Below are 24,258 nucleotides of genomic sequence, written 5' to 3'. Positions count from 1 at the left end.
ACACTTCTTTTTTATTTGGTGTTGCGGTTAGATTGTAAATTCAAGCGAATAAAAAAACAGCGCTTGATACCAAACGCTGTTTTTACATGAATTTACCACCAAAATCATTCCAAGATCTTGATATACGCCGATGAGCGCAACTCTTGTAGCCAATCTTCTTCAGCTTGTGGCGCTTGGCGTGTGAATAGATACTCGCGCGCGGCATTTTTGCGGTATTGATTGGTGACATCGCGCTCGCGTTTATTATCCACTTTTAGGATATGCCAGCCAAATTGTGAACGGAATGGCTTAGAATAGCTGCCTGCTTCGGTGGTTTTCATCACAGTTTCAAACTCAGGCACCATCTGACCTTCAGACACCCAACCTAGGCTGCCGTATTGCTCAGCTGAACCTGGATCATCTGAATAAGTCGCCGCTAAAGTTTTAAAATCAGCGCCTTTTTCGATCTCAGCGTACAGGGCGTTGATTTTTTGTTCAGCAATGGCGGCGTTTTGAGTATCATCGATACGCGCTAAGATGTGGCTGGTTTGCCATTCTGGGACGAGTACCTGATCAGAGTTGGCGATTTTTGCGCCTTCTGGTGAGCGTAGGAAAGTCTCAATCTCTTGATCGCTGATATACACGCGGTTTTCGACTTGGTTTTTCCATAGGGCAGAGATTGCCGCATTTTCGATCAAGCTGTTGCGCAGCTGTGCGTATTGACCTGCTTTTTCGCCATCAAGTTTGGCTTGCAGTTCGCTTAGACTGGTCAAGCCTTGCGACTGGGCAATTTGTAGCAGTTGCTGATTGATGACATTTTCGTTGGTCACCATGCCTGAGCGATTGATTAGGCTCATTTGTAATTTACGCGTGATCAGCTCGTCAAGTGCTAGCGTGTTAATTTGCTTTTGGGTTGCTTCAGTGCCTGCCTTGCGCAGCTGCTCACCGATCACCGCCGCTGCTGTGCTCAGCTCACTTTTTAAGATGACTTCATCATTCACCAAAGCCACGACACCATCGGTGCTGTTACCTGATAAAGATGCATGAGCAAGCCCAGTGGTCAGCACCATGCTACTGATCGCGATTGCCATCGCCTTGGCCAAAAAATTTTGTCGCATAAAAATATCCTAAACTCTCAAAAGGCGGCGCTACGCGCCATCACTATTTGTATAAATGGCACAAGTGTAGCATTTGTCTTGACAATCGTCAAACTCACAACGGCGGCGTTTTGACAAATCTGCACGGTAGTTACAAAATTGCTAATCTTGTGTAAGCTATGTGTGCCAAATTGATCGGCAAACACGCAGCTTTGACCACAGCTGATCAGCAATTAGCTGATTAGTAATTGCGCTCCCACGCACGCTGCGCCTGATCATAGCCAAGCACACGATCGCTCAGCAAACGATTTAGCTTGCCGCCTGATGTGATGCCATTTAGGCGAAACTCCGCCATGATCGCCGTGTTCGGCTTATCTTGCGGATTGATCTCATCGCGATAACGGCGCGCATAGACCGACAAGCCGTAGCAGCAGTCTTCATAATTGACACCAACCAAAGCATCCAGTAGCAAATCATTACGATAATCATACTGCGCCTGTCCAAGCAGTCGCCAGCTGTTATTGATCGGGAATACAGCCGATGCGGTATAAGCTGACAGCGGACGCTGATTGGTCGCACGGTGTTCTTTGCGCTCGATCACGCCGAAGTTGAACAGATATCTGTCGTCTTGTTGGTAGCGTAGCTGTACCGCGGCACTGTTCAGATCATAGCTTGGCGTGAACGCACCTGCTGTATCGATCCACAGATTATCCATCGGCTGCATACTAGCTTGCCATGCCAGACCAGAGCTTTTGCCAGTATAAACTTCACTGCTGTCAATACCGACACGCAAGTCATCCAACAAAATCTGCTCAGCCAAATTACCTTCAAAGCGCGTACGACCTGAGCTATCGATGTAGCGATAATTAATCGCAGGGGTTACAGCGTGTAGATCTTGGATGCGGTCATAGCCCAGATACCAACTGTCGGACAATAGCTGATCATAGCTTGTCTGCGCGATACCGGTATCGAAATTTGGAATGCCTTCTTGGTCGCGGTAGGGCGTATAAGAGTATTTGATGTGCGGTGTCAAAGTCTGATAACCGCCCAAGCTTTTATCATATAAGCCAAACGGACTGCCTTGTTTTTGGAAAAATAAACCTGCATCGACACTTGCTGTTGGCGCAAATACCGAATAAGAACCGTCTTTTGCGCTTAAGTTTTGCGCCGCCAAGCTGTCTTCGTCATAGCTGGCATAAAGGTGCGTTAGGCTTAATTTTGGCGTGACATAGCCCCATGATTTGATCATTGGATAGCTTGCCGAGATTTGGTTATACATACGCACGCCGCTTTTTTCGGCTTCTGAGCCATCTTTGATTGATTTTTTGAAATAAGCAGTGTTGTGCACGCCTGCGATGTCAAGATTTTCATCAAAATGCGTCCATGTCTCTGGCACGCGATAATTGATCGACAGCTGCGGCAGACGCGCATAAGGGCGGTCTTTATCAGCGATGCGCACACCGCCAAGATCTGTACCGTCCAAACGCTGAAAATCTTCTACGCGCAAATCGGCAAAGATATTTTCGTTAAAATACTGCACACCAGCACGACGCGGTAAGTTCAGTTCATTATTTTCAAGGTTTAATGAATCAAAATCCGACAGATATTTGGCATCAGACAGACGCTGATACAGGGCATATGCGCTCAAATTCTTGATGGACTTAGAACGCCACAAATGATCATAACGGATGCGATAGCGATCTTCGTTGTTGAACTCTTTATCACTTGGTAAATACGATGTCGTCAAAGTGCCTGCGCCAAGATGATTGGTCAGATAACGAAACTCACCTGTGATCATCGGGTTGCGATTGGTAAAGATGGTCGGCGTGATGGTCGCGTCATAGTTTGGCGCAAGGTTTAAATAATAAGGCGCGCTGACTTCAAAGCTGCCTGATGCACCAAAACCCACCGACGGCAACAAAAAGCCTGTGGCGCGGCGATCATCGATCGGGAAATTAAAATAAGGCAAGTATAAGACAGGCACTTCTTTAACGCGCAAAGTAGTATTACGCGCGACCGCTCTGCCTGTGTCGCTGTTAATATCGATGCGTTCGGCATCCAGATGCCATTTGCGATTGGTTGGTGGACAAGTGGTGAACATCACATCTGACATCTGATATTCGCTGCTACTCAGCTTATCCATCTGACCTGCATAGCCATGCGCACCAATGCTGGTGCTGGCAAAAGCAACATCGGTTGCGCGTGCGGTCGTGCCATCGGTATCGTACTGTAGATTATCTGCCACACCGATGATGCCTGCGCCATTATTGGCTGTGCCTGCATCGCTAAACTGCACCTGACCTGATGCCACCGCTTCACCTGTGACGGTGTCAAGCTTGATCTTATCTGCCATCACGCGCTGACCGTTTTGTTCGACGATGACATTACCTGATAATTCAGCATAACGCTTGGCATCATAATAGCCATAATCCGACTGCGAATAGATCGCGCCTGCAGGCAGGGCGGTGCCACTGCTATCAGTCTGCGCGCTGACTGTCGCGCTTTGGCTTTGCGGGTGCAGCCACACGCCTTGACAGCGCGCATCGTGGCTTGGTAGGGTCTGATAGCTTTCGGCAAGCTTGGCTAGACTTTGGCTTTTTACGCCATTACCTTCAAAGCCTAAGCGCGCGATAAGCTGATCAGCAACCGATGGCTCGGTATTGGCTTGTGCGGTATTGACATCGCCTTGTGCATCGGCTTTTAGGACGGCTTGATCGGCGGTATTGGCGGTCGTATCAGTCGCATCAGTGGCTTGCTCCGCTTGTTCTACTTGCTCAGCTGCTTGGGTATCTTGTGTTTGAGCGGCAATGGCATCAAAATCCACGCCGTCAAAGACATTGGCATCTGTGTTAGCCGCTGTATCAGTCGCACCAGTGTTTGCACTTTGTACATTCACGCTTTGAGCGTTGGCATTGATCACATCTGCGGTTTGTTCAGCCAAGCCTACGATCTGCTGATCAATCACCAATTCAGCATTGGCAAATGGCGCGACAGGCAAGATAATCGCACCAAACAGCACGCTTTTGATCGCCAAATGCAGCGGCGATTTGACGGCAGATGATGACATTGCACGGCGACGAGAAGACTGACGATGACGCATATTCACAAGTTTTGCCCTAAAAAAATACACAAATATCTGCCTATTTTACACTATTTTTGGGGTGAGTGCGAAAAATTTGGCAACACTTGCCAAAGAAAATCAAGCAATCATTGCTCGTTATTAACTTTGTCTAAATGGCGTGAAAAATTTGTACGCACAAGTAGCCAAAAGCCAACAAATTTACTGGTGAAATCAGCGAAAATCGGCTAAACTAAGACACATTTTCAATGAAATAAGATTTTTTAAGGATCATATTATGAGTGACGCTCGCCATGATGAGATGATGAGTTTTTTGAATGCCAATATTGCCAAGGGCTTTACGGTTGAGAGCCTAGCAGGGGACGCCAGTTTTCGCCGTTATCACCGCATTCATCTACCTGTCGAAGCTGAGACGGGCAAAGAACACATGACTTATCTACTGATGGATGCGCCGCCTGAAGTTGAATCTATCGATCAGTTTTTGCATGTGTGCGACATCTTAAGTGAAGCGGTGAATGTGCCTGACATCATTGCGCGTGATATTGAGCGTGGGTTTTTGTTGTTACAAGATTTTGGCACGGTCGAATTTGCCCATCTGATCGCTGACGATGCCGCGAATAAAGATGCCTATTATACCAAGGCGCTACAGACTTTAGTTCAACTACAAAGTATCGATCCGCACGCCGATCTGCCTATTTATAGCGCGGAGAAATTGGCACAAGAAATGGATCTGTTCAGCGAATGGTTCTTACCATTCATCAAAGTGAAAATGAGTTCAAATGCCCAAAAAATGTGGCAAACTTTCAAAGATAAAATCATCGCCGACATTCAATCTCAACCACAAGTGATCGTTCATCGTGATTATCACAGCCGCAATCTGATGGCAGATAAAGGCAGTGATGCGCTTGGTGTGATTGATTTTCAAGATGCGGTGATCGGTGCTTATACTTATGATTTGGTGAGCCTTGTGCGTGATGCATACATCGATTATGATGAAAATTGGGTAGAAAAACGCATTCATGAGTTCTATAAACTGATCGATGCACCTGTTGATTTGGGCAGCTTCATCGCCGAGACGAACATCATGGGCATTCAGCGTCACTTAAAAGTGTTGGGCATTTTTATCCGCCTATCAGAGCGCGACGGTAAGCATCGTTATCTTGAAAATATCCCAAAAGTCATGCGCGATCTGCGTGCTGAATTGTCATGGCTACAATCAAATCACATCAGCGGTGTGTATGCAGAATTTTTAGCTTGGCTTGAAAAAGATGTCTTGGCAAGCTATCAAGAAAAGTTCAAAAAATACCTATAAAAGCGAAATCACATGATCAAACAAGCAATGATTCTGGCAGCAGGCAAGGGTACGCGGATGCGTCCTTTGACCTTGACCACGCCAAAGCCACTCGTCCCTGTCGCAGGCAAGTCCTTGATCGTCTGGCACATCGAACGCCTTGCCGCTGCTGGCATCACGCATATCGTGCTGAACGCAGGCTATCTGTCTGATGTGCTGATCGCAGGCCTGGATGCGCTGGATCTTGAGAATAAACTTGGCATCACACTGAATATCTCTGTCGAAGAAGGCGAGCCGCTTGAGACAGCAGGGGGGATTAAATATGCACTGGATCAGGGCTTGTTGCACGATGCACCATTTATCTTGGTCAATGGCGATGTGTGGACAGAGTTTGACTTTGGCGCGCTTTTGGCGCATGAGCTGCAGGACAATCTTGCGCATTTGGTGATGGTACCCAATCCTGAGCATAATCCCAATGGTGATTTTGTGCTGCATGATGGCAAGCTTAGTAGCAAGGCGGATAATAGCACGGCTGAGACGACTTTTGCAGGCATCAGCGTGATGTCACCAAAGATCGTCACAAATGTCGCGCAGGGCGAGATCGCCGCACTTGCACCACGCCTAAAGGCAGCGATGGCAGATGGGCGTGTAACTGGTGAAATCACTGCCGCCAAATGGGTGGATGTCGGTACACTTGAGCGCTTGGCAGAAGTTGAAGCGTATGTGCTAGGTAAGGATTAAGCAAAGTCTTTGTATTTATTGATAAAAATTTTTGCAAAAATCGCAAATTTTTTGAAAAAAGTGCTTGACGGAGAAATTTAATCCTGTATAATACGCACCCATACAGCGACAGATGCTAAGCAAATAAGCAAAACGCTGATATGCGGGAATAGCTCAGTTGGTAGAGCACAACCTTGCCAAGGTTGGGGTCGCGAGTTCGAATCTCGTTTCCCGCTCCAAATTTTAAAAAGTCCAAATCGAACGGTTTGGGCTTTTTTGTTGTTTAAAATCAAGGGTTTGGGCGGTTGTTTCTTTGTATTGTTGTGTGACCACTTTTCTTTACTTGGTCACTGCCGATTTTGATGGTGACCAAAAGGTGTCCACTTTGGTGACCAAAGGTATTTTTTGACACACTGTGTCAATTGCCAATTTGACCCCAACTCGTTTTTGTGCCATCTTTTTCAATCTTAAGTACAAATAAGTAATTTGCCAACAAGAAGCATTTTGTAAATCACAAAATGCTTCTTGTTGGCACTCACAATCCAATCCTATTTGGTAAACTCCGAATTTGGTACATGCTCAAAAATATCCCCTACTTGCACATCTAACGCCTCACAAATTTTATCAATTGTCTCAAAATCAATCCGTGTTGTTTGGTCATTGTAAATCTTATGTACTGTGGATTTACTAATCCCCGTCATGCGAATCAGATCTGCAACTTTCAATCGTCTTTGTGCCAATAATACCGGCAAATTGCTTTTAATCATCAAAAACTCCAATTTTTTTGCAAAAAGTACTTGCATCGAATAATAAAATACGCTAATATACTTCCATCGAAGTACAAAAGACTTCAAAAGAAGTGTTTATGATTTCGATATTTATATTTTCGACTTCAAATGGAGAATATTATGACACAAACCTACCTCACCACTCAAGAGCTTTCGCAGATGATTAAATATGATGAGCGTACCATTCGCAATCAGCTAAAGGATTCTGTATTGATTGAAGGCATTCATTACTTTAGACCATTTGGCGGTCGCAAGATCTTGTATATCTGGGAGCAGATTGAAAAAGATATGCGTACTGGCATTATGGGTAGTATTAATGGTATGGCACTACAATAGGAGAGTAATATGGCAACAATTACCAAGCGATACAACAAATTGATTGTCGATTTTCGATATTTGGGCAAGCGCTGCCGAGAAACAACCAATCTGACTGACACACCGGCAAATCGTAAAAAGCTTGCTAAGGTGCTTGAGAAGATGGAAGCGGAGATTTTATTGGGTAGTTTTCGTTATGAGCATTATTTCCCAAAGAGTGATAAGGCTGCCTATTTTGATGCGCTCAATGACCGACGATTAAGCCTACAAAGCGATACGCCGTTATTTAAAGAGTTTGCAGAACTGTGGTTTGAAGAAAAGCAGATTGAATGGCGTAAAACTTATCAGGAGAAAATTATGATTATCCTAAACAAGTATTTATTGCCTAAGTTTGCAAATCGGGCTTTATTTATGATTGAAAAGTCGGATGTCTTGGCATTTCGTAGTTCCCTCGCCAAAGTGACCTACAATAATACCAAGAACACCCTGTCTGCAGCCAGAATCAATGCAATTATGACCACATTGACTATGATACTAAAAGAGGCGTCAAAACGCTACAACTTTGACAATCCTTGTGAAGATATTAAGCAGTTAAAGACACCAAAATCACAGATTGAGCCGTTTAGTATTGATGAAGTGTGGCAATTCATCCACGGTGTGCGAGCTGATTATAAAAACTACTATATCGTACGATTCTTTACTGGTATGCGCACGAGTGAAATTGATGGATTGACATGGGAGCATGTGGATTTTGAACGCAAAGAAATCCGTATCAGACAAGCATTGGTCAATGGCGTGATGAGTGAACCTAAGACACTAGAATCTAATCGTGAGATTATGATGTCACCATTTGTCTATGAAGCACTCAAAGCGCAGTATCAGGTGAGCTATGGCAAATCCAAATTTGTCTTTTGTTCGCACACTGGAGAGCCGCTTGACTATCACAATGTCAATCGCCGTATTTGGCACCCAACCCTAAAAAACCTTGGGTTAAAGCCAAGAAGTGCTTATCAGACCAGACATACAGCTGCGACATTGTGGCTATCAGCAGGAGAGGCGCCTGAATGGATTGCACGGCAAATGGGTCATGTCAATACCATGATGCTATTTAAGGTGTATAGCCGTTATGTACCAAACGCCACTCGCCGTGATGGCAGTGCTTTTGAGGCATTACTACTAAACAGCCAGCTTGAACAAGCCAGCTAACTCAATGACTGATTTTAAGGAATGTATTTATGAACAATCTATTTGCAAGCACTCAACCAATGCACAATCAATCACTTAACTCAATGACAGCCATGCAATTGACCAGTAAGCTGACCAAGCAGCTGATTATCTCACTCAACATCCAAGAGGGGCATGGACTGTGTTATTTTCTTGGTGTCAGCCCATGCTATCAAAACTACTTGGCAATCTGGCGATGGGTGATGGGCCAAGTAGAAGCATTAAGCACACAAACGCTTGATGACTACACCTTTGATCAGCTGTATTATGATCTAGAATCTTACTTTGTGCATCAGTTCCCAACGGGGTGAGTGATATACAAATGGGTTAGAATTAAGAGATATTTTAGAAAAATAACATACCGTCTGGAAATATTCAGGCGGTATTGTTATTTTATGTCATTTATAGTAACGTTTAGCAAACTATCTTTGCAATTATACTAATAAAAATTCTGAATTTTCTATAAATATTATTGTACAATACAGGTGATTTGATTGATAAGAAAATCAATACAATAAAAGGAGTAATTATGAAATCCAAAAATAAAAAATCTGAGGAAATCAAAAGGCATCATATCCGCATTCATCCCAAATGCATCCCTATGGCTGAACTGATAGGTAGGTACGGCGCGACTATGCCTATGCCTGTGCTAGATATCGACCCAGACCAATACCCGCCTGTTGTTGTCAAGCTTTCAGCTACCGAGTATCTATTGACTCAAAATTATCTGGCTTTTATTCGTCAAATAAATCAGCCAGAAATCAATGTTCAAATTGATAAAACCAATAAGGCTGTATCAGATAAGATGCTAATGCGCACCATAGGTTTAGAATTATGCGACTTATTTATTAGGCGGTGCAAAATAGAGCCTGAAATTGAGCAAATGCTTTTTGAACAAAGCGAAGTAATTTTTGATGGAAAGAGAACGCATCAATATATCTGCGCCTTAGGTAAGTGGAGCTACGATGACCTTAAGAATGCTCGAAGGCTGCGACGAGCAAAATCCGATCTACCAGCGTTTAGTTTGATTGACTATCTATACGTTAGTGGCTTGCCTACTAAGGGGGGTTTACAATGAGCTTTGATCGCTACCTGACACTCAATGATAAAAATACTGATTTAAACTCACCAACTCAAGATGATCTGACATACCTGAGAAATTGTCTGTGCACCCTTGCATCTTGTGTACCACGCATCGCAGATCATATTCACATCCCTGCGCATGAGCCATGTATTGTTAGTAAAGATATGCTTCATCAGATATTTCGCAAATATAAAGGAAGAATGACTCAGGATGAATATCATGAGCTGCAATCTGCTTTAGCCAGTTTATACCATGTCAGTAGTGAGTTTGATGCCAATCACCCTGATGAGCAGTGGCAATTAATTGGTAAGCTGTGTCAATGTCTGTGTTATTTTATCGCTCAAAATGACCGTATTCGCATCAAAAGCACCAGTCAGTTTCTGCGGGTTCGCAGCAATCCAAGGTCAAATCATTATAGCGTATGGACGGCAAGTACTGATCTATTAAAAGCTGATTCGCTAAAGCTTATGCTGGATTGTATGCAGGATTTTGAGCAAAACGAAGCACACCGCTATGACCCATCAGAGCAAGCGATGTACCATGACTTGCTTCTCATTCTTCAGTCTTGCTACGAACAAAAACTTACCTCAGGGCGCAGCAAGAGTGCTAAAGAGCGCGGGAAAGATAAAAACGCTCGTAAAGCCGCCCAGTTTGAAGTCATTCCCCACGACTACGATGCTGATATTGATGCGATCGAGCTGTCTGAGATGTTAATCTGGCAGCGTGACAGTAGTCGAGAAAGCTTTGAGAAAATACCACTGGATGAAAGGCAAACCCGCACTGTCATTGGCATTAACAATAAACAGCTTAGTAGTGCAGAAAAATATGACATACGGTTGGTGATCAAACGCACTCAAGCCGCCCATAATCACGCCAATCTGAATGAGTTTATGTCCGATACCAGTTTGCGAACTATGCCGATTGAGCTGGCTTATAAAGTGTGCAATCAGCTGCTATGGTTTTTTAATGCCGGTGGACGCTATCAAGATGCTGCCGCGTGGCTGCTGATCGGCATTTGTACGGGTCGATTATTTGAAGAACTGATTGCAGATTTAACCTCTTGCGAGAAAACACATAGACTCATGGATCGCAAATCACCAAGGTTTGATGTCATAGTCACAATCAGCCCACAAGCATCTAATGCACTCACTCAAAAATTCGATATGCTACAAAACGGTAGCAATACGCTCTCATTACCCTTACCAGATGCTATTCATCAGCATATCATCAGCCAATACAAACACATCAATAAAAATGAAATGCAAGCACAAATTATTGAGTTGATTGATGTGCTAAAGATAGAATGCGATTTACCCTTATTAACTGAAAATCGGCTAAAAAATCTGCTTTACAAAACTTTAATTTCTCAAACTGCTGATATACTGCTGGCATCTGTCATCACAGGACGTAATAACAAAAAGATGGCAAGCTCTTTTTATTGTAGCCTGCCGAAACAGAAGATATTAGGCAACTACCTAAGTGCCATCAAACAAATTTCACCAGCATTGCATCAATTGCTATCCGTAGATATGCTTGATGCAGATGAACAAAGCCAAACAATCGGCAGTTATCATGTAATCACACCACAAGCTGTAAGCAAGATCATGCAAGCACTTCGCGAAAACGCTATACGGCTCAAACAACGTTATGACAACGATCATAGTAATGATAGCTTTATTGCATATTTTAATGCCTATGCAGCTTGGCTGTGGCAATTATCCTTGCTATTGACCAGTGTGCGCCCTGTGATTGGCTCACCGGGCGCTTTATCTCAATACGATCTTGATTTGGGCTTATTGCGCGTCAGTGACAAACAACAGCGCAGCCATGGGAATGCCCGAATAGTGCCGCTGTGTCCATTTTTAATCACGCAAATCAAGCAATATGTTGCGTTTTTACACCATGTCAAACAAAGTATTGGGTTTCGCTCTTCGACGCTTGCTACCGCCATTGATCAAATTTTGTCGGGTGATCGAGCATTACTCAATACTGTCGATGAACATTTGCACCTAAGCGAAATCAGACCGTCAGCCATGCAAAATATTGGCATCAAGGATTGGTCAATGCCAGATAACTGGGCAAGGCACTTTGTGCGATCTTATCTATCAAGAGAGCTGCAGGTACCAGAAACACTCATGCTTGCCATCTACGGTCATGAACTTGATGGACAAGAGCTGTTGCGCCCGTCAAGCTCACTGGGATTGGGTTCAATAAAAGGTGTCGCAGATGCTTTTGAGGTAATGGCAAAACAACTTCAGCTACAGGGGGTGATAGCGTATGGCGACTAATAAAACCAACACCAAGAAATTACGATTCCTTGTAAAAGAAGCCTGTCAAATTCATTATGACAAGCTTCTTGCACGCTCTGCTGAACTTACTGATGATTCATATTATCAAATGTATCAGCAGATTTATAATGATATTATACAAAATCATCAAAATAGTGATCGCGTTAAGGTTCAGCAATATATTTTTCAGTATTTTTACAAGCTTAAAAAGGCGCTTGGTTTACCAATACCTCTACCGAATTTATATATCAAGCCCAAACGAGAGAAAAATTCGATTGAGTCAGAAGACATCATGGCAAAAATCCGTGAGTCAAGCCTGATGGGAAAGCGGTTGCAACAAGCTTGGCGAGAAAATTTACATCAGATGAGTCCAGCTCAAGCATTTGCTGCATTACACGCCAGTCTTTGGATATATTCTGGTGTGCAAGATGAGCAGCTTTGGCGGCAAATCTATCAGCATATCATTGATAAAAAGCCACTACTTAGGCTAGGCAATGCGCTAATACTGACTGTAGAGATCCCTAGTAAAAGCTATGGATATCATCCCAGATTCAGCACGTCCACGCTGGAAGATGTGGCAGAAAATGCCGACGCTTTGTTATTTATCACTCGCCATATCGTCATTGATGATGTCAGCTTGATGTGGATTGCTTATATCAACCGCCATCTCCAAGGCAAAATGCCGACATTTGAACAAACCCAGAAGGCGTTCGATCAACTGATGCAGACCTGTCTGCAAATCGACAGGCCAAAGCCCCATCACTTTAGTACAATACAAAAGGGTTTGTATCTTGCCAGACAAACCTTTAAAAATTCACAGCTGGATATGCAAATGTCTGCCATTGTCAGCGATCAGCAAAAACACACGAGCATCGGCAGTGATCAGTGGAACAAATATCACTCACCAAGCTTTAAACCACTGACATTAGCGCTATCCGATGAGCTGTTTACCACGACTTCGCCCATCAAAAAAGGTAAGGCAGAGCCAATCGATAAACCAGCTGTATATAAATCCGATCTAGTGCGTGAAATAAGAAATATCCTAAATCAAACCAACACCACAGCCATCAAATCGCTTAAGGGGATTGCCAGTCAGACACAAATAAGTGCCCAGCTGGGTCTGATTTACTGGATAAGCGATCTACTTAACGGCGTAAAATCTACAAGTGCCCAACGCTATTTAAGCGAGGTTGGCGATTGGTTTTTACATTTTGTGCAAGATCAAGACATAACTACTTGGGATGCCGATGATTTTATCAATTTATATGAAAATATTATTTATCACTCCAATAAGAAGAAGATAGGCTACACAGCAACTGTGCTCAGATCCTTACACCGATCTTTGCAAAGGCATTTTGTGAGCATTCCCGGTGTTGCAATTGCAAGTAAAAGTGATGGCATGGTGGTTGAGCCTGTCCTTGTCGCACCTATTATGTATCGGCATATCCGAAATCTGATACACTCATCGACACTAAGTGAACATAATCAAAAAATATTGGACATCATCTTTATTCTTTTGTATCGCACAGGCATGCGGATCAATGAGCTTTTGGGGCTTAAACTTAGGGATTTTGAGTATGATTACAAGCAAGAACAAGCAGTCATCCTAAATATTTTGGTACGTCCCAACGGTTATCGTAGTATCAAATCTGACGATGGTCATCGTAGGCTTTGCCTGCAAGCATTGCTCAAGCCATCCGAGCTACAATTGGTGCATGAGTGGTATTTGTTACGCAAACAAAGAAATGAGACTTTCTTTTTGACGCTAGAGCACAAATCTGGTGCACTTGAATATCATGAAATCCAAAAGCCAATCTCGGTGATATTGGATACTTTGCCTTATAAGGTGACCCCGCACGGCTTTCGCCATAATGCCATCAGTGTGATGGCGATGATTTTGGGTGGCGCAGATGCGCTCTTGCCATATTTTAGCGACTACAGCAGCGATGAGATATTGGCGATTAAGCGCAAGTTTTTGGGTGAATGTCATCAGATATCGACAACAGCATGGAGCATCTTGGCAGAATTTGCCGGCCATTCATCGCCTGAAACGACATTTTCTAGCTACATTCATGTGGCTGATTTGATTGCGTATAGTCAAATGGCTCATGCGACGATTGAAATGCCTGTGACTTTAGTGGAGACGCTGACAGGTCTTCGTCGCCAAAGTTTTAGCGACAATGGGCGTCGCGCCTATGATAAAGATAGCGGCATGGTGAACCTAAATGATATTCGCACACTGATAATCAAGCAATTGGGTGCCAATTGTTATCGCAGACCTGCTCGTGTTACACTACCTGCCATCAAAATCACGTCACACAAAGCATCAAGCAAAAATCAGATGCCTGATATCCTAAGAATTGATGTACATACAGCTGTGATGAAGTTTTTGAAGAAGCTGCAAGACAATTACTCATTTGAGCACGCCAAATCTGAAGGCTTGGATTCGGTCAAAGCAGAGAAGATTAAGGGTTATATTGACACGCAACGCGGGCAATTAACACCCTATTTTGGGGATAAAGGCAAAAAGAATCCAAATCAATATCTGCCGATCAAACCCAAAACCAAACAGGAAATCACTTTACTGCACAATTTACTTAAAAATTTGGGTGAATTATATCAGACAGATCGCAAAGCATTTGATGATTTTGTGGTGATTTTACGCAGTGCAAGCTTTGTAAGCGGTCAGATGCGAATGCCTTTTAAGGATCGGGCGCAAGTTTATCGATTTGCACAAATCGCCGTCAAGCTACTTGACAAAAAGTATTGGCGGATAGAAGTTGCTGCAAGGTCTGATGTTAAAAAGTCTATCAATCTAAACCAAGAATTGGCTCAATTAAAGCAAGAAACCGCCATCACTGCCAAAAAATCAACTCGTGCAAATAGCTCTTATACGGGATTTTTGATATCAAATACCTATACCATCGATAAGAAGAAGCATAATGGCGTTGCCATATTGCAACATATATGCTTTTTATTGGTGGTGGGGATTGATGCTTTCACAGTTTAGATTGTTAGCCAAGCATAGCCGATGATGTGTCTGCGTGTAGATACATCATTGTCATCAAATAATCAGATCTTGTTTTGGTATTAATCGCAATGTCACACCTTGACCCCATCCACCTTTTCATATATGATAACCGAAACCTTTTTCAAGACACCACCATGACCCAATCAGATGACACCAAACCCGAATCTCGTCCCAAATCCACACACGGCGGTCGCCGTGCAGGTAGTGGTCGTAAGCCATCCCCATTTGGTAGTCCTGTGGCAAAGAAGATTCCCAGAAACTTATTGCCGATGGTGGAGTCTTTAATTCAAAAGAATAAAGCAGGTAAGCTGGGTGTGGTATTGACTACAGGCTCTGTACCATTAGATGCGCTTGTCGTACATCCTAATCCAACTAAGCTTGACTTACCCATCGCCACAGAGAAAATCCCTGCAGGCTTTGCATCGCCTGCTGAAGGCTATATCGAAGATTATCTCGATTTTAATGAATACTTAGTACGCAATCAATCATCGACCATCATCGCTCGCTGTGGTGGCTATTCGATGTTAGATGCTGGGATTGATAAAGATGATTTATTGGTCATTGATCGTGCCATCACCCCAAGCCATCGAGATATTGTCATGGCGGATTTGGGTTCTCAATACACCATCAAGCGATTACACATCTTAAATGATGGATGTGTCGAACTACATTCTGAAAACAGTCGTGGTGATGAGCGTTATCCTAACTACACCTTTGGCGATGGCGATGAACTTGCCATTGTCGGTGTAGTGATGCATGTGATTAAGGATGTGCGTAAGCGATAAGCCATCAATATCACTTAACTTGTTCATATTGAAAAGAGTTACCAATTTCAAATTGCAATCTGATAAACTTTACAGTATCATATCGGTAACTTTTTTCAAGATGATGATTTGATGTACGCACTGATTGATGGCAATAGCTTTTATTGCTCTTGTGAGCGGATTTTTAACCCTAAGCTTAAAAACAAAGCTGTGGTTGTTCTATCAAACAATGATGGCTGCGTAGTGGCTCGCACGGCTGAAGCCAAAGTGCTTGGCATTAAAATGGGTGTGCCGTATTTTCAGATCAAAGACTTGGTTAATCGTGGAGCGGTCATCGCCTTTTCAAGTAACTATGAGCTCTATGGTGATATCTCTGCTCGGATGATGAACACCATTGCAAGCCTTGTGCCAGCCGTTGAGATTTATTCGATTGATGAATGCTTTGCGGATTTGACAGGGATTAATCAAGCGGATTTACTAAAGCTTGGCAAAGAGATTAAAAACAGAGTCTGGCAATGGGTAGGTATCCCTACGTGTGTCGGTATTGCACCAACTAAAACACTGGCTAAATTCTGCAATCACCTTGCCAAAAGCTATCCACAGCACTTTGGCGGTGTGGTAGTTTGGAATGATTGGTCAAAAGATATTCAAGACAGAGCCTTAGCAAGTCAAAGCGTTGATGAAATATGGGGCATTGGTAGCCAAACAGCACTACAGCTTAAGCAATTAGGCATCAATACTGCCAAAGACTTTGTCGATGCTGATCGCCACTTAATCGCCCATCATTTTAATGTCGTCACCCAAAGAACATGGCAAGAGATGAATGGCAAATCCTGTGCAGGACTTGAAATTGAAGAGCCAAAGAAACACATCATTAGAAGCAGAAGCTTTGCTAAGGCAATCACTGAGATTGAGCCATTGCAATCAGCCATCGCTTATCATATCGCTAGTGGTGCCCAAAAGCTCAGAGAACAAAACACTCTAGCTCATACGCTAACCGTTATTATTCGAACCAATCCATTTGGCAATCATCAGCAGTATTATGGCAAAAAGACCATTGTCCTTACCAAAGGCAGTAACGATACTCGAGTGTTAAACCAACACGCCCAAAAACTGCTTAAAATCCTATACAAACAAGGCTATCACTACAAAAAGTGCGGTATTGAATTGGGTGGGATTGAACCCATCCATCGTGTGCAGTATGATTTATTTGCAAAACAAGATGAATTTGAGCATTTAGAAAATCAACATCTGATGCAAACACTTGATGCCATTAACAAGCAATTTGGCAAAGGCAAGCTGATTTTAGGCTCGCAAAAGCTGTCTGATGACTGGCAGATGAATCGGGGCTTTATGAGTCAAAGGTTTACCACGCGTTGGGATGAGTTGTTGCTGTTGCCAGATGTAAGATGACACACAGTATGAGTAGAAAAGGCAACTGCTGGGATAATGCACCAACACAGCGTTTCTTTCGAAGTTTTAAAACCGAATGGATGCCAAAACATGGCTATGAAAATATCCAAGAAGCAAAACTAGATGTGGTAAATTATATCCTTGGCTATGACAGTCAACTCAGACCCCATAGCTTTAATAACTACCTAAGTCCTGTCGAAAAAGAACGACGGTTTTTTAACAAAACCAGAAATAAAAATACAGGGTTTAATATAGTAGCAAATACCTGTAAAATATCAATCAGGTACAATACAACCACCTGATTTTAGATAATCGTCAGAATAAAATGTAAAATATTCACAATAGACCATCTTATTAATATTTGGATTAAATGGATAAAATTTAACATCAAACATAAAAAAATCAAAAATATTTAAAAACACTAAAAATAAAGAAACAAAGAATATCAGTTTAAATTTCTTTAGTAGCACTCCTTTTAATTTTTTGTTAATCATTAATAAAAAATAAACGATAGGAACTACAACCATAAGATTTAATAGAAATCCAAGATAATAAAAATCAAAAAAATTAGATATTGATTTAGAACACCAGCTCCAAATAAAGGTATATACAGAGCGAGTATAAAGTACGCTAACCCAATAAAAACTAGTGATAATCCAAGTAGAAAACACGATAGCGTGTAATAAAATCTTAATATTAATCATCTATTCTAAATCCTATACCTGAGGTTTGAGTATATTGTCTTTATGAAAAGCAGCAGTTACTTTCCACCGCTTATAAGAAATAAAAATACAGGGTTTAATAATAGTAGCAAATACCTGTAAAATATCAATCAGGTACAATACAGCCACCTGATTTTAGATAATCGTCAAAAAAATAAGTATGGTATTCACAATAAGTAATTTCATTAACACTTGGATTAAATGGATAAAATCTAACATCAAAAACAATGAAATCTATATTAGATAAAATTACAAAAAATAAAGAAACAAAGAATATCAGTTTAAATTTCTTTAGTAGTACTTCTTTTAATCTTTTATTAATCATTAATAAAAAATAAACAATAGGAACTACAACCATAAGATTTAATAGAAATCCAAGATAAAAAAATCCAAAAACATTCGCAATAGATTTAAAGCACCAACTCCAAATAAAGGTATATATAGACATACCGCTAAGCACAGAGACCTTATAAAAGTTGGTGATAATCCAAGTAGAAAACACGATAGCGTGCAATAAAATCTTAATATTCATCATCTACAATCACCTATTGATAGTCAGAACATTGCCTCAACTGCTTGCCATATAACACCCGACCCTGATTGACACAAAAGTCAAATCCAGAAAAGCCATGCCCGCCATGATCATACTGCTACAGTGCGCAGGGTGCGTACAACGCACCATTGAAACAGATTTGCTTAGTAACATCAACAACACGCTGATTTTGTTCTTCTATGAGTTCCATTTCTAGTTTAAACTCAGTGCTGTACTGCTTACGCTGTTTTGTCATGAGAGAATGCTCCTAGCTTGGGGTATAAGCTTTTATGGGGTGTCTAGGAATGTTGTACCAGTACAACCTAAGCCCTGTCGAAAAAGAACGACAGTTTTTTAACAAAACCCTCTTAGGGGATGTTTGAAAATAGTTGACCGGTACAGTTTGCTAAGTGGGATGGTAGGTTGAGTTATGTATAGTTGGTGAGCAATGCCAAAAATCACTATTTGTTCTCATTCTCTCCCCAGTATAAAGATTTGTACCATTCATTCGCTTCTTCTGGGGTGGCGATTTTAATATTTGGATCTTTGGTACATTTCATGCCATGCTGATGAAATAAAGCGGTTAAAGCATCAAAAGCCAACGATGTTTGTGCAAATTCATGATCATCTTGAGCATAAGCGAAGTATTGGCAGGCTTTATCTAAATTCTTGGTAGTACCAAAACCAAAAGCATAAAGTTGGGTCAGATAGGGTAGCAACTCAGGGTCATGTGAGCGTTCAAAATAATGACTGATGACAGTAAAGAATTCATTGGCGGTCTTGGGGTTGGTCAAAGCTTTAAAATCACGCAAATCAGCGTAAAAATAACTCTCTCCCCAGTTAAAATAATCATCTTCTGCTTTATAACTTTGATTGCTGGCAATAAAAGAGATATAACCCCTTAGTAAACCTTTATCTTGTGCTTTTGCCATGACAAGCTCGTAGTAATAATCGTTAATCATTTCTTTTAAGAACTCGTCGCTTTGGTAATTACTAAACTCCTTTAAGGCTTCATAATATGTTTTGGTTTCTAACTCATCATAAGCATGGTCGGCATACCAGTCAATAATATGCCATTTGGCATTCATCTGTCCTTTTCTCGCCAATTCATAATAGACTTTGCCATCTTGATATTTATCCTCATCTGTATAGGAAAAGTCAGGGTCGTTAAGGTCGGCAGTCAGTTTTGAAGCTTGCAATGCGTATATCGCATCCAGATGACCTTCGCTGGCCAGTTTTTTGACAATCATCATCTCTACGATCTCTGGTTCATGATAGTAGCTATCACGAAAAAATTCCACCGCTTTAGATGTTTGTCTTGGCGTCCATCTTGGATGGGCAAGCCAAGGGTGTTTGCTACTCACGGTGGTTTCTCCGATATGATTGGATTGATTTGAATTATTGGTATCAGTTGGCTGACAAGCCATTATCAATGCTGTGCATGATAATAAAATAGCATACTTTAACATCATGTTACTGTCCACATGGAATAAGAAGTTTTTGTCCGATTTTAAGATTGTTAATGTTGGATAGGTTATTTCCCTTGGCAATGGCATTAATTGTTGTACCATGTTGTTTGGCAATGGTTGCCAGACTTTCGCCTTTATGTACGGTGTGGATTTTCATCTTACTAGAGTTACTTTGTGGATTGCATTGTACGGGTTAAGTAATTTTTTCCTGTATCAGCGTAACTTCAATCATAACATATAAAACAAGAATATTCCCTGGTAGACATTTCACACACCCAATAATCACCAATAATGGCATCATATTCTTTGTTTAGGTATTTATTTTTGGTGGTGATATTTTCAGAATATTTTAAAAAGGTATAATTTTCATCATCATTACCCGAATCTATTTTGATATGAGTTTTTGCCCAGTTTTCTAGATATGAACAACTTGGTTTGTTAAAGTAATTGGACTTTATAATAAAGGTTTTGTGAGATTTTGAGCCAGGGAATATCTCTTCAAGGTATTGAGCTCTATAAATCTCAACTTCTTGATTGTGACTATACCAAACATATAAGCCTCCAAGAAAAATGATGAGTAAAATCATAAAAAATTTAAAGATTGATTTGTGCATTTTGTTCTTCTATAAGTTTTACCATTTCTAGTTTAAACTCAGCGCTGTACTGCTTACGCTGTTTTGTCATGAGAGATTACGCCTAGTTTGGGGTAGTAAACCTCCTATGGGGTGTCTGGGAATATTGTAGTGGTACAGTCTGAGACGGTGGCAGACTGGTTTTCTTGTAGAATATTTGCGGTGTCATATTTAAGATGAGGCGATGATATAATAGGCTTGGGATGGTGTTGTCTTGCCCATGCAACCAGATCTTTGGGATAATGAATGAATTTTTGCAAAGGCGTGTCGTCTAGATCAAATAGATAAACAAGGCAAGCTGGGATAAAGTCCCAATAGCCAAAATAGCCAACACTCTCTTCTCTAAGATGACTGTTATGCCACAGCTTATCATTATGGTATTCGTACCATTCTTCTAGATTTTGTCTGAGTTCATCAATGATGGTGTCTTTGATTTTTTGGGTATTGCCTGTGTGATGATACAAATCATCTAGGCAGTCGCAAATAATTGTATACCAAGGGTTGTTGTATAAACCGCCGTCCACATTGCCAGCTCGCACTTCTTGCACAAGACCACTAAGTCTAAATAAACGGTCAGTCATTGCATCGGTGGCATCAAAGACATCTTGGTTTTGACCTTCTGCCAACAGTTTGATTTTGGGTAATAACTCACGGCAATCCAAGAGATAGGCAAGACTGATAAACTGTAGGACTTTGTCAGAATTAGAACCTAAAACACTTGGTAGACTGCCTTCATCATAATGATGTTTAGCAATGGCAGCCGCTTCATGCTCTTTGCATTCGATACATTTGTATAGATAAGGGGTAAGGGTGTTGATGTCATCACCTGCGGTATAGGCAAGTAGGAGTTGTCCGTAATATACATCAAATAGATACAACCAGTTTGGCTGTAAATCCACCTCTAGAAAGTTAAATTCTTTGGTATAATAACCTTCATCATGAATGTGTTCTTCTATCAAATTATCCCAATAAGGCTTAATTTTCTCATAATAATCTTTGGTCATAAACTTCTGACGGCGTTTTTGGATAAAGGTGTTTGGCATAAGATGCTCCTAGGTTGGTGTTAATGGATTATTTTGCTTTTTTAGTCTGTTTGGGCTTGGCTTGAGCTTTTGGTTTGTTGGCATTGGCAACACGACCGTTGATGGATTTATCAATTTCTGCGTCCGTCCAATGAAAGGTGGGGGTGTGGTCTGATTCATGTTCTTCATCGTTGATGGATTGACCCATAGGACTTTTTGCCAATAGTTCCATGTGGTTTTCGGTGGCAGGTGTCTTAAGGGAAAAGCCAAACTGGATCAGACAGACAGACAAACAGACAACAATAAACAAAGATGCAAGCGTATGTTGACAAATTGCACTAATGAATTAAATTATCATAAATATAGGGGGTTGGTCAATGATGGGATAAAAATAGGGCATAAGAATAATCCAATGCCCGAGTGTGAGAGTTTTGGTTGACTTTGATGTAAGGATATGTCTATTTTTTGACTTGATTGAGGGTTTCTTGTGGGATGAGGCTTAGGCCATAGTCGGTGAGTTTATACCATACATAGCTTTTTGACTTGGATAAGTGTGTTGGCGTTGGGTAGCTTGGGGCGATATCACCAACATTAAGATGAATGAGTTTTTTAGTGATAATATCTTGGTAATAGCCTGAGACAGTGGCAGGTTGACCCTCTTGTAAGGTGTTATTTGTGTCATATTTAGCAGGACGTGTTGTTGAGTTGTTTTGAGAGGCGACAAAAGCCGCAGCACTTTCTGGGGTGATGCCTAAATTATCCACTACTTTGTTAATATCCATCATAATTTCAAAGGGCTGTAATTGGGTGATAAAGTTAATGTGTTCAAAGATATTAACCTTTTGGACATTTTGCAGAAGTTGCTTACCGCCCAAGGCAATGGCTGGCACAAAGGTATAAATTTCATCTTCTTTGAGTTTACCATAACTGGCAAGACAGCGGTCAAATAGATAGTTGTTCTTTCTATCAGGAATGTCAAATGTTTTTTTATCACGCATACCATTGGTATCTAAAAACGTTGTCAAACTAATGGCATAGTCTTTTTGGCTAAGCTGATAATCATCTTTTACCCATGGAAAGATACGAATATAGTCTATGTCAATCTTTAAGCTAGAGTTGGTGTGTCTGCCACTTACTTTTAAGTTGCCAAATGCGGTGCGTCCAAACACATACCAATCATCGTGAGCATAAAATGGGGTGGGCTTTAAGATTTCATCAAGCAAGTCGGCATAATCATCGGGGTTCACTAGCCAAAACTGTACCGGTACAATATTCCCAGACACCCCATAAGAGGTTATACTACCCCAAACTAGGAGTAATCTCTCATGACAAAACAGCGTAAGCAGTACAGCACTGAGTTTAAACTAGAAATGGTCAAACTCATTGAAGAGCAAAATCAGCGTGTTGTTGATGTTGCTAGGCAATATGATATCGGTAAATCTACTTTAGAAAACTGGCTTAAACGTTATCGTCTTGAACTTCAAGGCAAGCCATTAGCCACAGGTCATGCTCTAACACCAGAACAACGAGAGCTTGAACGACTTCGTAAAGAAAATGCCCAGCTAAGACTTGAGCGAGATATTTTAAAAAAGGCATCCGCTCTATTAGCACAAGACAGCTTACTATCCCGCTAATAGAGCAATTGATGGGGCAATACAGCATCAGTAAAGCAAAGCTGTGTCAGCTATTTGGTATTTGCCGAAGTACTTATTATGTCAAGCAAAAACCAAAACTGCCAACACGTAAAGAGATTAATCTGCGCCTATGGGTAAAACAAGCGTTTGATTGCTCTAAAGGATCGGCAGGCTCTAGAAGTATTGCTGCTATGGTTAGTCGTGCTCATCAGATTAAACTAACACGCTATAAAGCGCGTCAATTAATGAGAGCACAAGGACTCATCAGTCGCCAAAGCATCAAGCATCGCTATCGCTTAGCTGATCAAGCACATACAGCGCATGACAACTTGCTAAAACGGCAGTTTGCACCAGCTGCACCCAATCAAGTATGGGTATCGGATGTGACGTATATTCACACCAAAGCAGGATTTTGTTATTTGGCTGTGGTGATGGATTTATATGCCAGACACATCATTGGCTTTGCCATGAGTGATCATCCAAACAGTGAGCTGACCACCAAAGCTTTAGCCATGGCTTATACCATACGCTTTAAGCCAACCGGTGTGTTATTTCATTCAGATCAAGGATCTCATTACACCAGTCGCGCCTTTGCTGATGCCGTTGCTAGATGTAAGATGACACACAGTATGAGTAGAAAAGGCAACTGCTGGGATAATGCACCAACAGAGCGTTTCTTTCGAAGTTTTAAATATGAGTGGATGCCAAAACATGGCTATGAGAATATCCAAGAAGCAAAAGTAGACGTGGCAAATTATATCCTTGGCTATTACAGTCAACTCAGACCCCACAGCTTTAATAACTACCTAAGCCCTGTTGAAAAAGAACGACAGTTTTTTAACAAAACCCTCTTAGGGGTTGTTTGAAAATAGTTGACCGGTACAAACCCCCCATTATCCAAACAAGCAAAGCCTATCTTTTCCCAAATATACCAAAGCGGTCTTGGAAAAAAATTAGCATAGGTTTTGATAAAAGCTTCGGTTGGTTTGGGGCCTTGTTCTATTTTGACATTCCCTTCTTCGGTCATCAAATATTCTATATATTCATCGGTAATCTGTTTAGCATCAGCATCTAAGTTTATCATGTTATTTACACCTTTCTAGTTGTACATTCATGCGAGTAGTCGATTTGTCAGGTAGGTTTTCAACTGCTTTGTCAATGGCATCTACTCGAG

At 41.5% G+C, this 24,258-nt stretch carries 25 protein-coding genes and 1 tRNA gene; 14 read left to right on the top strand and 12 right to left on the bottom strand.

Features of this window, described 5'->3' with window-relative positions; translation table 11 throughout:
• Positions 1-104 precede the first annotated feature (104 nt).
• Together NKU06_RS10310 and NKU06_RS10305 are read right to left on the bottom strand one after the other, a co-directional pair.
• Positions 105-1,097 (bottom strand): peptidylprolyl isomerase, encoded by a 993-nt coding sequence (locus NKU06_RS10310; RefSeq protein ID WP_254730778.1) that lies wholly within the window; start codon positions 1,095-1,097, stop codon positions 105-107.
• 220 nt (positions 1,098-1,317) lie between these two features.
• On the bottom strand, positions 1,318-4,176 hold the full coding sequence (locus tag NKU06_RS10305) for an LPS-assembly protein LptD (protein WP_254732059.1): 2,859 nt from the start codon (positions 4,174-4,176) through the stop codon (positions 1,318-1,320).
• A 256-nt stretch (positions 4,177-4,432) separates the two neighbouring features.
• On the opposite strand from NKU06_RS10305, the gene NKU06_RS10300 reads away from it, so the two are divergent.
• From NKU06_RS10300 to NKU06_RS10290, 3 genes are all read left to right on the top strand, one after another.
• Positions 4,433-5,467: an aminoglycoside phosphotransferase family protein gene (locus NKU06_RS10300; RefSeq protein ID WP_254730775.1), complete on the top strand. Its 1,035-nt coding sequence runs from the start codon at positions 4,433-4,435 to the stop codon at positions 5,465-5,467.
• Between the two features lie 12 nt (positions 5,468-5,479).
• Positions 5,480-6,187 carry an N-acetylmuramate alpha-1-phosphate uridylyltransferase MurU gene (murU, locus tag NKU06_RS10295; protein WP_254730773.1) on the top strand — a complete coding sequence of 236 codons (708 nt, stop codon included), beginning with the start codon at positions 5,480-5,482 and terminating at the stop codon, positions 6,185-6,187.
• 142 nt (positions 6,188-6,329) lie between these two features.
• Positions 6,330-6,405: transfer RNA gene (locus NKU06_RS10290), tRNA-Gly, on the top strand.
• Positions 6,406-6,714: 309 nt separating this feature from the next.
• On the opposite strand, the gene NKU06_RS10285 is transcribed toward NKU06_RS10290, so the two are convergent.
• The gene (locus tag NKU06_RS10285; RefSeq protein WP_254730770.1) at positions 6,715-6,933 is read right to left on the bottom strand and encodes a helix-turn-helix transcriptional regulator; all 219 of its coding nucleotides are present in this window, start codon (positions 6,931-6,933) and stop codon (positions 6,715-6,717) included.
• A 141-nt stretch (positions 6,934-7,074) separates the two neighbouring features.
• Between NKU06_RS10285 and NKU06_RS10280 the strand changes: the two genes are divergently transcribed.
• The 9 genes from NKU06_RS10280 to NKU06_RS10240 all read left to right on the top strand — a co-directional run bounded on the left by NKU06_RS10280 (position 7,075) and on the right by NKU06_RS10240 (position 17,375).
• Positions 7,075-7,290 (top strand): hypothetical protein, encoded by a 216-nt coding sequence (locus NKU06_RS10280; RefSeq protein WP_076555708.1) that lies wholly within the window; start codon positions 7,075-7,077, stop codon positions 7,288-7,290.
• A gap of 9 nt (positions 7,291-7,299) precedes the next feature.
• Complete coding sequence (locus NKU06_RS10275) at positions 7,300-8,475, top strand: Arm DNA-binding domain-containing protein (RefSeq protein ID WP_254730767.1); 1,176 nt, start codon at positions 7,300-7,302, stop codon at positions 8,473-8,475.
• Positions 8,476-8,504: 29 nt separating this feature from the next.
• The gene (locus tag NKU06_RS10270) at positions 8,505-8,804 is read left to right on the top strand and encodes a hypothetical protein (protein WP_254730764.1); all 300 of its coding nucleotides are present in this window, start codon (positions 8,505-8,507) and stop codon (positions 8,802-8,804) included.
• A 218-nt stretch (positions 8,805-9,022) separates the two neighbouring features.
• Positions 9,023-9,571, top strand: coding sequence for a hypothetical protein (locus NKU06_RS10265; protein WP_254730761.1), 549 nt, complete (start codon positions 9,023-9,025; stop codon positions 9,569-9,571).
• A gap of 206 nt (positions 9,572-9,777) precedes the next feature.
• Complete coding sequence (locus NKU06_RS10260) at positions 9,778-11,865, top strand: hypothetical protein (protein WP_254730758.1); 2,088 nt, start codon at positions 9,778-9,780, stop codon at positions 11,863-11,865.
• Positions 11,855-14,875, top strand: coding sequence for a site-specific integrase (locus NKU06_RS10255; protein ID WP_254730755.1), 3,021 nt, complete (start codon positions 11,855-11,857; stop codon positions 14,873-14,875). Before NKU06_RS10260 ends, NKU06_RS10255 begins: the two co-directional genes overlap by 11 nt.
• 155 nt (positions 14,876-15,030) lie before the next feature.
• Positions 15,031-15,681, top strand: a complete 651-nt coding sequence (locus tag NKU06_RS10250) for a LexA family transcriptional regulator (protein ID WP_254730752.1) — start codon at positions 15,031-15,033, stop codon at positions 15,679-15,681.
• 111 nt (positions 15,682-15,792) lie between these two features.
• Complete coding sequence (locus tag NKU06_RS10245) at positions 15,793-17,073, top strand: Y-family DNA polymerase (protein WP_254730749.1); 1,281 nt, start codon at positions 15,793-15,795, stop codon at positions 17,071-17,073.
• On the top strand, positions 17,070-17,375 hold the full coding sequence (locus tag NKU06_RS10240; protein WP_254730746.1) for an integrase core domain-containing protein: 306 nt from the start codon (positions 17,070-17,072) through the stop codon (positions 17,373-17,375). Before NKU06_RS10245 ends, NKU06_RS10240 begins: the two co-directional genes overlap by 4 nt.
• Before the next feature lie 526 nt (positions 17,376-17,901).
• Here NKU06_RS10240 and NKU06_RS10235 read toward each other — a convergent pair.
• The 8 genes from NKU06_RS10235 to NKU06_RS10205 all read right to left on the bottom strand — a co-directional run bounded on the left by NKU06_RS10235 (position 17,902) and on the right by NKU06_RS10205 (position 22,673).
• Positions 17,902-18,330: a hypothetical protein gene (locus tag NKU06_RS10235; RefSeq protein WP_254730743.1), complete on the bottom strand. Its 429-nt coding sequence runs from the start codon at positions 18,328-18,330 to the stop codon at positions 17,902-17,904.
• A 115-nt stretch (positions 18,331-18,445) separates the two neighbouring features.
• On the bottom strand, positions 18,446-18,583 hold the full coding sequence (locus NKU06_RS10230; protein ID WP_254730740.1) for a hypothetical protein: 138 nt from the start codon (positions 18,581-18,583) through the stop codon (positions 18,446-18,448).
• A gap of 205 nt (positions 18,584-18,788) precedes the next feature.
• On the bottom strand, positions 18,789-19,799 hold the full coding sequence (locus NKU06_RS10225) for a hypothetical protein (protein ID WP_371928010.1): 1,011 nt from the start codon (positions 19,797-19,799) through the stop codon (positions 18,789-18,791).
• A gap of 1 nt (position 19,800) precedes the next feature.
• The gene (locus NKU06_RS11730) at positions 19,801-19,953 is read right to left on the bottom strand and encodes a LysM peptidoglycan-binding domain-containing protein (protein WP_371928009.1); all 153 of its coding nucleotides are present in this window, start codon (positions 19,951-19,953) and stop codon (positions 19,801-19,803) included.
• Positions 19,954-20,020: 67 nt separating this feature from the next.
• Positions 20,021-20,410, bottom strand: a complete 390-nt coding sequence (locus NKU06_RS10220; RefSeq protein ID WP_254730734.1) for a hypothetical protein — start codon at positions 20,408-20,410, stop codon at positions 20,021-20,023.
• Between the two features lie 104 nt (positions 20,411-20,514).
• On the bottom strand, positions 20,515-21,471 hold the full coding sequence (locus NKU06_RS10215) for a PoNe immunity protein domain-containing protein (protein WP_254730731.1): 957 nt from the start codon (positions 21,469-21,471) through the stop codon (positions 20,515-20,517).
• A 28-nt stretch (positions 21,472-21,499) separates the two neighbouring features.
• Positions 21,500-21,658 carry a hypothetical protein gene (locus tag NKU06_RS10210; protein ID WP_254730728.1) on the bottom strand — a complete coding sequence of 53 codons (159 nt, stop codon included), beginning with the start codon at positions 21,656-21,658 and terminating at the stop codon, positions 21,500-21,502.
• 250 nt (positions 21,659-21,908) lie between these two features.
• Positions 21,909-22,673: a T6SS immunity protein Tdi1 domain-containing protein gene (locus NKU06_RS10205; protein ID WP_254730725.1), complete on the bottom strand. Its 765-nt coding sequence runs from the start codon at positions 22,671-22,673 to the stop codon at positions 21,909-21,911.
• Positions 22,674-22,775: 102 nt separating this feature from the next.
• Here NKU06_RS10205 and NKU06_RS10200 point away from each other — a divergent pair, with 102 nt between their 5' ends.
• Together NKU06_RS10200 and NKU06_RS10195 are read left to right on the top strand one after the other, a co-directional pair.
• Positions 22,776-23,084 carry a transposase gene (locus tag NKU06_RS10200; protein ID WP_254729037.1) on the top strand — a complete coding sequence of 103 codons (309 nt, stop codon included), beginning with the start codon at positions 22,776-22,778 and terminating at the stop codon, positions 23,082-23,084.
• Positions 23,045-23,950: an IS3 family transposase gene (locus tag NKU06_RS10195; protein ID WP_371928051.1), complete on the top strand. Its 906-nt coding sequence runs from the start codon at positions 23,045-23,047 to the stop codon at positions 23,948-23,950. Before NKU06_RS10200 ends, NKU06_RS10195 begins: the two co-directional genes overlap by 40 nt.
• Here NKU06_RS10195 and NKU06_RS10190 read toward each other — a convergent pair.
• A complete protein-coding gene (locus tag NKU06_RS10190; protein ID WP_254730723.1) occupies positions 23,887-24,168 on the bottom strand; it encodes a hypothetical protein in 282 nt (93 codons plus the stop codon). The genes NKU06_RS10195 and NKU06_RS10190 overlap by 64 nt on opposite strands.
• Positions 24,169-24,258: the final 90 nt, after the last annotated feature.

The organism is Moraxella sp. FZLJ2109 (assembly GCF_024296965.1).
Taxonomy (GTDB): domain Bacteria; phylum Pseudomonadota; class Gammaproteobacteria; order Pseudomonadales; family Moraxellaceae; genus Moraxella.
Note: the sequence above shows the minus strand (reverse complement) of the source record. Positions and strands in the feature narration are given on the sequence as shown.